Genomic DNA, 14,258 nt, shown 5'->3' on the forward strand with positions numbered 1-14,258 from the left:
CGAAGGCTTGAAGCGTCTGACTAGCACGGCGCGCCCGCAGCGCCAGAGGATTGCGCGAGAGAATGGCCAGCCCCGACAAGCCCTTCCGCATCGGCGTCGCGGCCGCCAGCTCCCGCTTCGAACGGGAGACCGCCGAACAGGCGCACGAGATGGTGCGCGCGCTCTATCCCGACGGGTCGGTCGAATTGAAGTTCCACCCCGCGTCCTTCGGCAAGCACGGCCATTTCGCGGGCGACGACGCCAGCCGCGCCAAGGCGTTTCTGGATGTCGCCAATGATCCAACCCATGACGCGCTGTGGTTTGCGCGCGGCGGCTATGGCTCGTGCCGTATCGCCGAAGCGGTGATGGCGGGGCTGAACGACGTCGCCCGCAAGAAGACCTTCATGGGCTATTCCGACGCCGGCTCGATTCTCGCGGGGCTTTACCGGCTGGGATTTGAACACGTGTTCCACGGGCCAATGGTGCAGGACCTGCGCCGGTCCGACGGCAAGGTCGCCTTCGTGCGCGCCCTCGACTGGCTGGTGCGGCGGGACAAGGCGGCGCTGGAGCCCTCTGTGTTGACCGACGCCGCGCCGACGGCTGCATTCAACATCACCATTCTCAGCCAGCTTCTGGGCACCGCGCTGGAGCCGGACCTGACCGGCCACGTGCTGATGCTGGAGGAGGTGGGGGAGGCGGACTACCGCACCGACCGGGCCATGTTCCACATCACCGGCCAGCCCGCGATCCGGCGCGTGGCGGGCATTCGTCTGGGCCGGATCAGCGACATCACCCCCAACGACCCGGACTTCGGCCTGAGCTCCGAACAGATCGTGCGCTACTGGTGCGACCGGTCGGGCATTCCGTACCTGGGCCGCGCCGACATCGGTCACGATTCCGCCAACCGCGTCGTGCCCTTCGGCCCGTTGACCTGAGCCCTTCCAGGGTCGATCAGAGGACGTTGCAATCTGAAAGGGCGAGCAGGCTTGGCCGACTCCCGCAAGGACAGAAAGGGCGCCGTCACCATCCATGACGTGGCGCGCCGCGCCGGGGTGTCGCCCATGACCGTGTCGCGGGTCATGAACGAGGCGCCGGGCGTCAAGGACGCCACCCGCAAGACCGTGCGCGAGGCGGTGGATGCGCTGGGCTACGCGCCCAACGCGGCGGCGCGCAGCCTGGCGCGCCAGGGCGGGGGCCGCATCGGCCTGCTCTACTCCAATCCGTCGGCCGGCTATCTCAGCGAGTTTCTGGTGGGGGCCCTGGACGGCGCCCAGAAGACCGGCGCCCTGCTGCTCATTGAGAAGTGCGACCCTGATCCGGACAGCGAGCGCGCCGCCGTCGGGCGCCTGATCGCGGGCGGCGCCTCGGGCGTGATCCTGCCGCCCCCCCACGGCGAATCCTACGCGGCCCTGTCCGAGCTCAAGGACGGGGAGGTGGCGGTGGTGGCCGTGGCCGCGGGGCGCTTCCGGTCGGACGCCAGCGCCGTGCGCATCGACGACTTCGCCGCCGCCTCCGAGATGACCCGCCACCTGCTGGCGCTTGGCCATCGCCGCATCGGTTTCATCAAGGGCGCCTCTAACCAGACCGCCAGCGCCGAGCGCCTGCTGGGCTTCGAGACCGAGATGCGCGCGGCCGAACCCGTCGCCACCGCCCTGATCGAGGCGGGTGAATTTACTTATCGCTCGGGCCTCGAGGCGGCCGAGCGCCTGCTGTCCGCGCGGCGTCCGCCGACGGCGATCTTCGCCTCCAACGACGATATGGCGGCCGGCGTCCTGACCGCCGCCCACCGCAAGGGGCTGGACGTGCCGGGCCAGCTGACCGTGGTGGGCTTCGACGACACCTCAATCGCCACCGCGGTCTGGCCGGAGCTGACCACCGTCCGCCAGCCGGTGGCCGAGATGGCCGAGGCCGCCGTGCGCATTCTCAGCGAGGATATCCGGGGGCGGGGCCAGGCGCGCGCGGACGCGCCCACCGACCGGCTGGTGGCGCACACCCTTGTGGTGCGCGGCTCCTGCGGTCCGGCACCTGAGGACGCCTGACCAGCGGATTGTAACCCGCTTGATGGGCCTTGACACTGGCGGCCAGCCCTTCGATGTTACCGCTAACAGAAACGACCGCGCCGGTGGGTTCGCCCACCTCACGCGACGGCGGGGGAAATGACCAGTATTGTTGATTGCCTTGCGGCGGATTGGGACGCCGCGACCCTGATCGGACGGATCGAATTGCCAGAAGGCCCGACGCCCATTCGCGTCCGCGCGGGCCGGGTTCAGGACATCTCCGGTTTCGCGCCCACCTGCGCCGATGCGATGGCCCGCGCCGATGAGCTCGCCGCCTTCGAGGGCCGCGATCTCGGCGCCCTGGCGGACATGGATTTCGCAACGGTCTGGGACGCGCCGTCTCCCGATGCGATCAAGCTGCTGTCGCCCGTCGATCTGCAATGCGTGAAGGCGTCCGGCGTCACCTTCGCCGTCTCCGCCGTGGAGCGGGTGATCGAGGAGCGCGCCAGGGGCGACGCCGCCGCCGCCGATGAAATCCGCAAAGCCCTGAAGGACAAGGTGGGCGCCGACCTGTCAGCCGTGAAGCCCGGCTCGCAGCAGGCCGCCGCCCTCAAGACCGCCCTGATCGCCGACGGCCTGTGGTCCCAGTATCTGGAGGTCGCTATCGGCCCGGACGCGGAGATCTTCACCAAGGCGCCGATCCTGTCCTCGGTGGGCTGGGGCGACTATGTGGGCGTGCGATCGGATTCCGCCTGGAACAACCCGGAGCCCGAGGTGGCGGTGGTCTGCGATTCCACCGGCCGCATCCTGGGCGCGACCCTCGGAAACGACGTCAATCTGCGCGACATCGAGGGCCGCTCGGCCCTTTTGCTGGGCAAGGCCAAGGACAACAACGCCTCGGCGGCGCTGGGCCCCTTCATCCGCCTGTTCGACGATGCCTTCACCCTGGCCGACCTGCGCCGCGCCACAATCTCGCTGGAGGTGGTGGGCGACGACGGCTTCATCATGAAGGGCGAAAGCTCCATGAGCCTGATCAGCCGCGATCCGGTGGAACTGGTGGGTCAGACGGTGGGCAAGCACCACCAGTATCCCGACGGCCTGATCCTCTATCTGGGCACCATGTTCGCCCCCATTGAGGATCGTGATGCGCCCGGCGGCGGCTTCACCCACAAGCCGGGCGACCGGGTGCGGGTGTCCTCGCCCCGCCTCGGCGTTCTCGACAACAAGGTGACCACCTGCGACCAGGCCCCGCCCTGGACGCTGGGGGTCTCCGGACTGATGCGTAATCTGGCCTCTCGCGGCCTGCTTGGAGGCGCGCGATGAGCGAAGCGATCTATCCCTCTCTCAAGGACCGGATTGTAGTCGTCACCGGCGGCGGCTCCGGCATCGGCGAGGGCATGACCGAGGCTTACGCCCGGCAAGGCGCGCGGGTGGTGTTTCTGGACATTGCCGAGGAACCCTCGCGGGCGGTGGAATCGCGCTTGTCCACCCTGGACCCCGCACCGGTGTTCATGTCCTGCGACCTGACCGACCTGGAGGCGCTGAAGGCCTGCTTCGCCCGCATCGAGGCCGAGCACGGCGAGGTGGATGTGCTGGTCAACAACGCCGCCAACGACGATCGCCACCAGGTCGACGCCGTCACGCCCGCCTACTGGGACAAGCGCATGGCCGTGAACCTGCGCCATCAATTCTTCGCCGCCCAGGCCGTGGCCCCCGCCATGCGTCGCCGGGGCAAGGGGGTGATCCTGAATCTGGGCTCCATCTCGTGGCACCTGGGATTGCCGGATCTGTCGCTCTACGAGACCGCCAAGGCGGCCATCGAGGGCATGACGCGGGCGCTGGCTCGCGAATGGGGCGCCGACGGCGTGCGCGTGGCCTGCATCGTTCCGGGTAATGTGAAAACCGAGCGCCAGATGAAGTGGTACACGCCGGAGGGCGAGGCCGAGATCGTGGCGGCCCAGTGCCTGACGCTGAGAATCGAACCCCGGGACATCGCCGCCATGGCTCTGTTCCTGTCGTCTGATGACGCCCGAGCCATCACCGGGCATGAGTATTTCGTGGACGCCGGCTGGCGATAGCCGGGCGTCTCAACCGGGGCCGGGAGAGCCCCATCGGGAGGACTGAGGCATGACGGATGTAAATCAGACGGGGGGGCCACCCTCCGCCGAACTCGAGCGAACGAACATGGGGCTGGTCATCCTCACCGTTCTGGTGGCGACGATCGGCGGTTTCCTGTTCGGCTACGACAGCGGCGTCATCAACGGCACCGTAGACGGTCTGCGTCAGGCCTTTAATTCCGAGGAAGTGGGCACAGGATTCAACGTCGCCTCCATGCTGCTGGGTTGTGCGGTTGGCGCGGCCTTCGCCGGGCGCGCGGCCGACATCTGGGGCCGCCGCAGCATGATGATCCTCGCGGCGGTGCTGTTCATCGTCAGCGCCTGGGGCTCCGGCATCGCGGGCACCTCCACGGAGTTCGTGATCTACCGCATACTGGGCGGCCTGGCCGTTGGCGCCGCCAGCGTCATGGCGCCGGCCTACATCTCCGAGATGGCGCCCGCCCATATGCGCGGCCGCCTGACCACGATCCAGCAGATCGCCATCATCTCGGGCCTGTTCTTCTCCTTCCTGGCCAACTACCTGCTGGCCAATACGGCGGGCGGCTCGACCACCGAGTTCTGGCTGGGCTTCACCACCTGGCGCTGGATGTTCTGGATCGAACTGATTCCGGCGGTCATCTTCTTCTTTGCCCTGTTCCTGATCCCCGAAAGCCCCCGCTTCCTGGTCATCAAAGGCAAGCACGAGAAAGCCACCGAGGTTCTGTCCCGACTGCTCGGACCGAAGGCCGCCGGTCTGAAGGTCGCCGAAATCCAGCAGTCGCTGACCGCCGATCACAAGCCGCGCCTGTCGGACCTGATCGACCGCAACAAGGGCGGCGTGCGCATGATCGTCTGGGCCGGCATCGGCCTGGCGGTGTTCCAGCAACTGGTAGGTATCAACATCGTCTTCTACTACGGCGCGGTGCTGTGGCAGTCGGTGGGCCTCAGCGAAAACGACGCCCTGCTGATCAATGTGCTGTCCGGCGCCCTGTCCATCGCGGCGGTGATCGCGGGCCTGCTGGTGATCGACAGGCTAGGCCGCAAGCCCATGCTGCTGATCGGCTCGGTGGGCATGGCCATCACCCTGGGGCTGGTGGCCTACGCCTTCTCCACCGGGACCTTCATGGCCTCGGGCACGGTGCTGGAGGCGGGCACGGTGCTGAACAACGGAACGGTCTATGACGCCCAGACCACCCTGTCCTCCAGCTTCCTGGATCTCACGCCCGGGATGGGGCTGCTGGCGCTGGTGGCGGCCAATATCTACGTGATGTTCTTCAACTTCAGCTGGGGCCCGGTCATGTGGGTCATGCTGGGCGAGATGTTCCCGAACCAGATCCGCGGCTCCGGCCTGGCGGTTTCGGGCTTCGCCCAGTGGATCGCCAATTTCGGCATCACCATGAGTTTCCCGATCATGGCCGCCGGCATTGGCCTGACGCTGACCTATGGCTTCTACGCCGTGAGCGCCCTCGTTTCGGTCTTCTTCGTCCTGGCGCTGGTTCACGAGACCCGCGGCAAGGAACTGGAGCAGATGACCGGCTGATACCGCCGGTCCCTCGACGATGAGCAGACGGGGGCCGGACGAATTCCTTCGTTCGGCCCTTGCCTGATTTGTATGATGACTTAGGGTCCGCGACCTCCCCGGCCGGACCAAACAGGAGACACGCCATGTCCGACACCCTCGAACTGTCCCACTGGATCAACGGCGAGAAGGTGTCGACGGACCGGCCGTCCGAGAGCCTGAACCCGTCCGACACCCGTGATCTGGTGGCCCGCGTCCCCGACGGCGGTGACGCCGAGGTCAATGCTGCGGTGGACGCCGCACGCGCCGCTTTCGGCGGCTGGGCCGACGCCTCGCCGGAGGTGCGCGCCGATGTGCTGGACAAGGCCTCCAACATCCTGATGGAGCGCCGCGAGGAGGTGGGTCGCCTGCTCTCCCGCGAAGAGGGCAAGACCCTGCCCGAGGGCATCGGCGAGACCGTGCGCGCCGCCCGCATCCTGAAGTTCTTCGGCGGCGAGGCCCTGCGCCTGCACGGGCAGAACCTGATGTCGACGCGCCCCGGCGTGGAGGTCCAGACCTATCGCCAGGCGGTGGGCGTCTACGGCCTGATCACGCCCTGGAACTTCCCTATCGCCATCCCGGCCTGGAAGATGGCGCCAGCGCTCGCTTTCGGGAACACGGTGGTGATCAAGCCCGCCGGACAGACCCCCGCCACCGCCGAGGCGCTGGTGGCCATCCTGCACGAGGCGGGTCTGCCCAAGGGCGTGGTCAACATGATCATCGGCCGGGGCCGCGTGGGTCAGGCCATCGTGGATCACACCGGCGTCGACGCCGTCAGCTTCACCGGCTCGCAAGGCGTCGGCGCGGGCGTGGCCCAAGGCGCGGTCAAGCGTCAGGCCCGCGTGCAGCTGGAGATGGGCGGCAAGAACCCGCTGGTGGTCATGGACGACGCCGATCTGGATCGTGCGGTGCAGATCGCCCTGGACGGTTCGTTCTTCGCCACCGGCCAGCGCTGCACCGCCTCCTCGCGGCTGATCGTTCAGGACGGAATCCACGACAAATTCGTCGCGGCCCTGGCGGAGAAGGTGAAGGCCCTGCGCGTCGGCGACGCCCTGGACCCCGACACCCAGATGGGCCCCGCCGTCAGCGAAGACCAGATGGAGACGTCGTACCGCTACATCGAGGTGGCCAGGGGCGACGGCGGCCGCATTGTTACCGGCGGCGACCGCCTGCAGATGGAAAAGCCCGGCTGGTACGTGCAGCCGACCCTGATCGCCGACACGGCGAAGGACATGCGCATCAATCAGGAAGAGGTCTTCGGCCCCGTCGCCTCCACCATCCGGGTGAAGTCCTATGAAGAGGCCCTCGAGGTCGCCAACGGTGTTGAGTTCGGCCTCAGCGCCGGCATCGTCACCACCAGCCTGAAGCACGCCCGCCACTTCCAGCGCAACGCCCGCGCGGGCATGGTGATGGTCAATCTGCCGACGGCCGGTGTGGACTATCACGTGCCCTTCGGCGGCTCGAAGAAATCCAGCTACGGCCCGCGCGAGCAGGGCTTCGCGGCGGTGGAGTTCTTCACCCAGACCAAGACCGCCTACTCCTGGAGCTGATCGTGCCCGCGCCCGAACTGATCTGGGACCTCAGGGCCGAGCTGGCCGAGGGCCCGGTGTGGGACGCGGACCGGCGCTGTGTCTGGTTCGTGGACATCAAGGGCCGCACCCTGAACCGCTACGGCGTCGATGACGGAGCGAAGCAGAGCTGGTCCGCGCCGGACCAGATCGGCTTCGCCCTGCCGGCCGAGGACGGCTCGCTGATCTGCGGGGTGCGCGGCGGGCTTCATCGGTTCGATGTGGAGCGGGGTGATTTCTCCCTGTTCCAGCCGGTGGAGCAGGACCGGCCGCAGAACCGCCTGAACGACGGCTTCGTGGCCCCTGACGGCGTCCTGTGGTTCGGCTCCATGGACGACTCCGAACAGCGCAAGACCGGCGCCCTGTACCGCTGGGCGGCCGGTGCGCTGACGCTGATGGACGACGGCTACGGCGTCACCAACGGCCCGGCCCTCAGCCCGGATGGCAAGGTGCTCTATCACCACGACACCCTCGACAAGGCCGTCTACGCCTTCGATCACAAGGACGGCGCAATCGGCAACAAGCGCCTGTTCGCCACGACATCCGAAGGTTACGCCGACGGCCCGTCGATGGATTCAGCGGGCGTGCTGCACGTGGGCCTGTTCGGCGGCTGGGGCGTGGGGCGCTATGCACCCGACGGCGCGTATCTGGGCAAGATCGACTTCCCCGTCTCGGCCGTGACCAAGGCCGCGTTCGGCGATGACGACCTGAAGACCCTGTACTGCACCACCGCCTGGCTGGGGCAGGGCGCCGAGACCCGCGCCGCACAGCCCATGGCCGGCGGTCTGTTCCGCGTTCGCGTGGAGACGCCCGGCCTGCCCCAGGCGACAATCCGTCTCTGATGCGCCTGACCTGCGGCGACTGGAGACTGATCCTGCGGCCGGACCTGGGCGGTTCGATCGAGGCGCTGACCTGGCGCGGTGTTTCCATTCTCCGCCCCGCGCCGCCCGAAACCGGCGACATTCTGCAAACCGCTTGCTTCCCGCTGGTCCCTTACGCCAACCGGATCATGGGCGGACGGTTTGCATTTGAAGGACGGGACGTGCGGTTGCCGGTGCTGGACACCTTTGCGCCCGACGCCCTGCATGGCGATGGCTGGCTTGCCCCGTGGCGGGCTGAGGCGACGGGGACGGACGCAGCGATCCTGATCTACGATCACGCTCCGGGCGCCTGGCCCTGGGCCTACCGGGCGGTGCAGACCTTCACCCTGTCCGACGCGGGGCTGCGCATCGACCTGTCCCTGTGCAACGCGGCCGATGAAGCGTCGCCCGCCGGTCTTGGCCTGCATCCCTATTTCCCTCGCGGCGACGCCACTCGCCTGACGCTCGAGGCCGACGGCGCCTGGGACGTCACATCGTCTGACGTACCTTGGCGGCCCATCAGCGCAGGCGACGGCATGGACTTGTCAGGCGGGCGGCGCGTGGCCGAAGCGCCTTTCATCGATCACGCCTATTCAGGCTGGAACGGCCGCGCGCGCCTGGATCAGGGCGATCACGTCGTGCGCATCGCGGCGTCGGAAAACTGCCCTGTCGCCCAGGTTTTCACGCCGCCTGGGGAGGATTTCATCTGTGTCGAGCCGGTCACCCACCGCCCCGACGCCGTCAACGGCGCGCCTGATGCGCGAGGTTCCATGTCAGTGCTTCAGCCCGGCGAGGCCTTGGGCATAAGCCTGGGCCTCAGCATCGCCTGACGAGCCTAATGATTGTCCCTCGGCGCGCGGGCGATGGTGTCGACGATGCGGTGGTATTTGACGCTGTTCTCGAGGGTGGCGCCGGTTTCCAGCTGGCCGGTGAGGTCGCGCTGGATCTCCTGCCAGGGAGTCTGTGAGGCGGGGTAGGCGTAGCCGCCTGCGGCCTCCAGCGCGGCCTTGCGCGCCGCGATCTCCTCGTCCGGGACCATCAGGGTGACGGTGGATGTGTTCAGGTCCACGCGGATCCGGTCCCCGTTTCTGAGCACGGCGATGGTCCCGCCGGCGGCCGCCTCGGGCGAGGCGTGCAGGATCGAGGGGCTGCCCGAGGTGCCGGACTGGCGTCCGTCGCCGATGCAGGGCAGGGCGGTGACGCCCTGTTTGATCAGGTGCGCGGGCGGGCGCATGTTGACCACCTCGGCGGCGCCGGGATGGCCGATGGGCCCCGAGCCGCGCATCACCAGCACCGAGCGCTCGGTGATGTCCTCAGCCGGATCGTCGATGCGGTGGTGGTAGTCCTCGGGCCCGTCGAACACCACGGCGGTTCCTTCGAAGGCCTCCGGATCGGCAGGGTCGGACAGATAGCGGTCGCGGAACTGGGGCGAGATGACGCTGGTCTTCATCACCGCCGACGTGAACAGATTGCCCGAAAGCACCATGAAGCCCGCCTCGGCCATCAGCGGCGTCTCGAAGGGCCGGATCACGTCGGGCAGGACGATCTCCGCGCCCCGGCAGTTCTCACCGATGGACTTGCCGTTGACCGTCGGCGCGTCCTCGCGGATAAACCCTTGGCCCATCAGCTGATTGACCACGGCGGGCACGCCACCGGCCTGATGGAAGTCCTCGCCCAGATAGGTTCCCGCCGGCTGCAGATTGACCAGCAGGGGGATGTGGTGGCCGTGGTCCTGCCAGGTCTTCAGCGGCAGCTCGACCCCCGCGTGGCGGGCCAGGGCGGTCAGGTGCACCGCCGCATTGGTGGAGCCGCCGATCGCCGAGTTGACGGCGATGGCGTTCAGGAACGCGTTCTTTGTCAGGATGTCCGACGGCTTCAGGTCCTCTTTCACCATGTCCACGATGCGCAGGCCGGTGCGGTAGGCGCACTGCCCCCGCTCGCGGTAGGGCGCCGGGATGGCGGCCGAGCCCGGCAGCGACATCCCGAGCGCCTCGGCCAGGCTGTTCATGGTGGAGGCCGTGCCCATGGTGTTGCAGTAGCCCACCGACGGGGCCGAGGTCGCCACCAGCTCGATGAAGCCGTCATAGTCCAGCTCGCCGCGGGCCATCATCTCGCGGGCGGTCCAGATGATGGAGCCCGAGCCCACCCGCTCGCCCTTGTTCCAGCCGTTCAGCATGGGGCCCACCGACAGGGCGATGGCGGGGATGTTCACGGTGGCCGCCGCCATCAGGCAGGCGGGGGTGGTCTTGTCGCAGCCGATGGTCAGCACCACCCCGTCCAGCGGATAGCCGTACAGAAGCTCCACCAGCCCCAGATAGGCCAGGTTGCGGTCCAGCCCGGCTGTGGGCCGCTTGCCCGTCTCCTGGATGGGATGGACCGGGAATTCCAGGGCGATGCCGCCCGCCTCCCGGATGCCCTCGCGCACCCGCTTGGCCAGCTCGATGTGGTGGCGGTTGCAGGGCGACAGGTCCGAGCCGGTCTGGGCGATGCCGATGATCGGCTTGCCCGAGCGAAGCTCCTCCAGCGTCAGGCCGTAGTTCAGGTAACGCTCCAGATACAGCGCCGTCATGTCCGGGTTCGCGGGATTGTCGAACCACAGACGAGAGCGGAGAGGCTTGGTCATGAGTGCCTGTCGGTCAGGGCCGCCGGCGCGGGCCGGGGGGCGGGGAGACGGAAACGGGTCGGCTGACCCCATCGGTCTTCGCTGCCGGCCCGCCAATTAGTCAGACAAATAGCCGCGTCTCAATGGTCGGACAAGTCTCAAATGATCGATGATCAGGCGCGCGGGCGCTGCTGCAGGGCGCGCGCCGTATCTTGCAGGGCCATCTCCACCAGTTCGGTCATAGCCGCCCGCGCCGCCTCCGGCCCGCCAGAGGCGATGGCGTCGAACACCTTCCAGTGGTCGGGCATGGGATCGCGCGGCAGCTCTTTTTTTCGTTCCTTGTAGACCGTGGTCCAGCGGACGCCCGCGCCGATGGTGCTGGCCAGGCTCAGCAGGGGCGGATTGTCCGTGGCCTCAAGGATGGTCGCGTGGAAATCGCGGTCGGCGGCCTTGCCTTCCTCGGTGCTCAGGCCGTGGCGCTCCATGGCCATCAGGGCCTCGCGCATGCGGGTCACCTGTTCGGGGCTGCGGCGCTCGGCGGCCAGGGCGGCGGCGGCGGGTTCGATGATGAGGCGCAACTCGAACAGACCCTTGACCAGAGAGGGGCTGGGCTCGGTTTCAAAGGACCAGGCCAGCACGTCCGGATCCAGCAGGTTCCAGCGCGCCTCGGGGTTCACCCGGGTGCCAGTCTTGGGCCGGCTCTCCACCAGCCCCTTGGCCGCGAGGATGCGGATGGCCTCGCGATAGGCGCTGCGGGACACCTCCAGACGCTCAGAGAAATCGATCTCGTTCTGCAGGATCTCGCCGGGTTTGTACTGGCCCGAGACGATGGCCACGCCCAGGTCGTGGGCGATGGCGCCATGGATGCGGGCGGGGCTGCGCGCCGGCTTGCCGATGCGCTGGTCCGCGACGGCTCTGGATCTGGTTTCGGACGCCATGGGCGGCTGTTTCGCTCCGTCGCGGCATGCAGGCGCGGGCGTTTCTGAAGACCCGCGTCTTGTGCGAGAAATGCGTATGCGACGTTCTGCGGCGCCATGCAATCGTCAGACCATTGGTTGACCAGCGCGCCGGGATGCCGTCTAAATAATGATAGCGCTACCAAGCCGGTCGCGAATGAACCGGCGGGAGCGAGGGAGGATGCAAATGACCAAATGGGACCGGCCGGAGCGATTCCGGCGAGGACGGGCGCTCACCGCCTTCGGGGCCGCCCTGGCCATGATGCTGGCGCCGATGCAGCCGGCTTTCGCCTATCAGGAACAGACGCCCGTCTATCGCGACGCGTCCGCGCCGATCTCCGAACGGGTCGAGGACCTGCTCTCGCGCATGACGCTGGAGGAGAAGGTCGCCCAGATGCAGGGGCTGTGGGAGAACAAGGGCGACGTCCAGACGCCGGAGGGCGACTTCTCGCCCGAGCGCGCCTCCGCCGTCTTCCCTCACGGCCTGGGCCAGATTTCCCGCCCGTCCGACATGCGCGGCGTCGATCCGGCCGCCAACGGCGCGGCGGGCGTCACCGAGGGCGCCGTCAACCGCGACGGCCGCCAGACGGTGGAGTACATCAACGCCGCCCAGCGCTGGGCCGTTGAAGAGACTCGCCTCGGCATCCCGCTGATCTTCCACGAGGAGTCGCTGCACGGCTACACAGCCCGCGGGGCCACCAGCTTTCCCCAGTCCATCGCCCTGGCCAGCACCTGGGACCCGGACCTGATCGAGCAGGTGTTCAATGTGGCCTCGCGCGAGATGCGCGCCCGCGGTGTTCACCTGACCCTTGCGCCCGTGGTTGACGTGGCTCGCGACCCCCGCTGGGGCCGCATCGAGGAGACCTACGGCGAGGACCCGCATCTGGTGTCCGAAATGGGTCTGGCCGCGATCCGGGGGTATCAGGGCGAGACCCTGCCGCTGGCCGAGGATCGCGTCTTCGTCACCCTCAAGCACATGACCGGCCACGGCGAGCCCGAGAACGGCATCAACGTCGGCCCGGCCCAGATCTCCGAGCGGGTTCTGCGCGAGGTGTTTTTCCCGCCGTTCGAACGGGCGATCACCGAACTGCCGGTGCGCTCGGTCATGGCCTCCTACAACGAGATCGACGGCCTGCCGTCCCACGCCAACCGCTGGCTGTTGCACGACGTGCTGCGCGAGGAGTGGGGCTATGACGGCCTGGTCGTGTCCGACTATTTCGCCATCCGCGAGATGGTCACGCGCCACCAGATGTTCGAGGATATCCAGGACGCCACCGTGCGCGCCATGGACGCCGGCGTGGACATCGAGCTGCCGGACGGCGAGGGCTACATCCACCTGCCCGAGCTGGTCCGCGAGGGCCGGGTGTCGGAGGCCCAGATCGATGACGCTGTGCGCCGTATCCTGACCATGAAGTTCGAGGCGGGTCTGTTCGAGAATCCCTATGCGGACCCCGAAACCGCCGACGCCCTGACCGCCACCCCGGACGCCATCGCCCTGGCCCGTCAGGTGGCCGGACGCGCCATCACCCTGCTGAAGAACGACAACCAGACCCTGCCGCTGCACGCGGACGGCCTGGGCCGTCTGGCGGTGCTGGGAACCCATGCGGTGGACACCCCCATCGGCGGCTACAGCGATGTGCCCGCCCACGTGGTCAGCGTGCTGGAAGGCCTTGAGGCCGAGGCCGAGCAAGGCGGCTTCGAGGTGGTCTATTCCGAGGGCGTGCGTCTGACCGAAAGCCGTGAGTGGGCCGCCGACGCGGTCGATCTGATCGACCCCGCCGTCAACGCCCGCCTGATCGAGGAGGCCGTCGAGGTCGCCCGCCAGTCCGACGTCATCGTCATGGTGCTGGGCGAGAACGAACAGCTCAGCCGCGAGGCCTGGGCCGAGAGCCATCTGGGCGATCGCGCCGACCTTCAGCTGGTGGGCCAGCAGATGGACCTGGCTCGCGCCATCTTCGCCCTGAACAAGCCCACCATCGTGCTGCTGCTCAACGGCCGTCCCCTGGCGGTGAACGAGCTGGTCGAGGAAGCCGACGCGCTGATCGAGGGCTGGTACCTGGGTCAGGAAACCGGAAACGGCTTCGCCGACGTCCTGTTCGGCCGGGTCAATCCGGGCGGCAAGCTGCCGGTGACTATCCCCCGCTCGGTGGGCCAGCTGCCGGTGTTCTACAACCACAAGCCGACCGCGCGCCGGGGCTATCTGTTCGATGAGACCAGCCCGCTGTTCCCGTTCGGCTACGGCCTCAGCTACACCAGCTTCGACATGTCCGCGCCGCGTCTGGTACAGCCAGTCATCGGCGTGGGCGAGGCGGCCCAGGTGCAGGTGGACGTCACCAACACCGGCGCTGTGGCGGGGGACGAGACGGTGCAAATCTATGTCCGCGACGACCACGCCTCGGTCACCCGCCCGGTCATCGAACTGGCCGCCTTCGAGCGGGTGACGCTGCAGCCCGGCGAGACCCGCACGGTGACGCTGGACCTGCCGGCCCGCGCCCTGTCGGTCTGGAACGTGGACATGGAACGGGTGGTGGAGCCCGGGACCTTCACCATCCACGCCGGCCCCAACTCCGTCGACCTGCAATCGGCGACCCTGACGGTGCGCTGATCCTCCCCGGTCGCCCGTCGTTCCTTCGGGAACGGCG

General features: G+C 68.1%; 11 protein-coding genes. 9 read left to right on the top strand and 2 right to left on the bottom strand.

From position 1 onward, the window contains the following. The first annotated feature begins 62 nt into the window (after nt 1-62). The 8 genes from ACI8U3_RS00660 to ACI8U3_RS00695 all read left to right on the top strand — a co-directional run bounded on the left by ACI8U3_RS00660 (nt 63) and on the right by ACI8U3_RS00695 (nt 8,888). Complete coding sequence (locus ACI8U3_RS00660) at nt 63-914, top strand: LD-carboxypeptidase (RefSeq protein WP_415012934.1); 852 nt, start codon at nt 63-65, stop codon at nt 912-914. Between the two features lie 51 nt (nt 915-965). Next, a complete protein-coding gene (locus ACI8U3_RS00665; protein ID WP_415012935.1) occupies nt 966-2,018 on the top strand; it encodes a LacI family DNA-binding transcriptional regulator in 1,053 nt (350 codons plus the stop codon). Between the two features lie 117 nt (nt 2,019-2,135). Continuing rightward, the gene (locus ACI8U3_RS00670; RefSeq protein WP_415012936.1) at nt 2,136-3,299 is read left to right on the top strand and encodes a fumarylacetoacetate hydrolase family protein; all 1,164 of its coding nucleotides are present in this window, start codon (nt 2,136-2,138) and stop codon (nt 3,297-3,299) included. Continuing rightward, on the top strand, nt 3,296-4,054 hold the full coding sequence (locus tag ACI8U3_RS00675; protein WP_415012937.1) for an SDR family NAD(P)-dependent oxidoreductase: 759 nt from the start codon (nt 3,296-3,298) through the stop codon (nt 4,052-4,054). The genes ACI8U3_RS00670 and ACI8U3_RS00675 overlap by 4 nt, the downstream gene beginning before the upstream one ends. Before the next feature lie 49 nt (nt 4,055-4,103). Beyond that, nucleotides 4,104-5,612: a sugar porter family MFS transporter gene (locus tag ACI8U3_RS00680; RefSeq protein WP_415012938.1), complete on the top strand. Its 1,509-nt coding sequence runs from the start codon at nt 4,104-4,106 to the stop codon at nt 5,610-5,612. A gap of 125 nt (nt 5,613-5,737) precedes the next feature. Continuing rightward, the gene (locus tag ACI8U3_RS00685) at nt 5,738-7,180 is read left to right on the top strand and encodes an aldehyde dehydrogenase family protein (RefSeq protein WP_415012939.1); all 1,443 of its coding nucleotides are present in this window, start codon (nt 5,738-5,740) and stop codon (nt 7,178-7,180) included. Between the two features lie 2 nt (nt 7,181-7,182). Next, entirely contained in the window at nt 7,183-8,040 is an 858-nt protein-coding gene (locus tag ACI8U3_RS00690; RefSeq protein ID WP_415012940.1) for an SMP-30/gluconolactonase/LRE family protein, read from the top strand. Then, nucleotides 8,040-8,888, top strand: a complete 849-nt coding sequence (locus ACI8U3_RS00695; protein ID WP_415012941.1) for an aldose 1-epimerase — start codon at nt 8,040-8,042, stop codon at nt 8,886-8,888. Before ACI8U3_RS00690 ends, ACI8U3_RS00695 begins: the two co-directional genes overlap by 1 nt. Before the next feature lie 5 nt (nt 8,889-8,893). Here the strand turns inward: ACI8U3_RS00695 and ACI8U3_RS00700 are convergent, their stop codons facing one another. Continuing rightward, nucleotides 8,894-10,681, bottom strand: a complete 1,788-nt coding sequence (locus ACI8U3_RS00700) for an IlvD/Edd family dehydratase (RefSeq protein WP_415012942.1) — start codon at nt 10,679-10,681, stop codon at nt 8,894-8,896. A gap of 152 nt (nt 10,682-10,833) precedes the next feature. Further along, nucleotides 10,834-11,598, bottom strand: a complete 765-nt coding sequence (locus tag ACI8U3_RS00705; protein ID WP_415012943.1) for a FadR/GntR family transcriptional regulator — start codon at nt 11,596-11,598, stop codon at nt 10,834-10,836. Between the two features lie 205 nt (nt 11,599-11,803). Between ACI8U3_RS00705 and ACI8U3_RS00710 the strand changes: the two genes are divergently transcribed. Continuing rightward, nucleotides 11,804-14,221, top strand: coding sequence for a glycoside hydrolase family 3 N-terminal domain-containing protein (locus ACI8U3_RS00710; protein WP_415012944.1), 2,418 nt, complete (start codon nt 11,804-11,806; stop codon nt 14,219-14,221). Nucleotides 14,222-14,258 lie beyond the last annotated feature (37 nt).

This window comes from Brevundimonas sp., assembly GCF_047617075.1.
Classification (GTDB): domain Bacteria; phylum Pseudomonadota; class Alphaproteobacteria; order Caulobacterales; family Caulobacteraceae; genus Brevundimonas.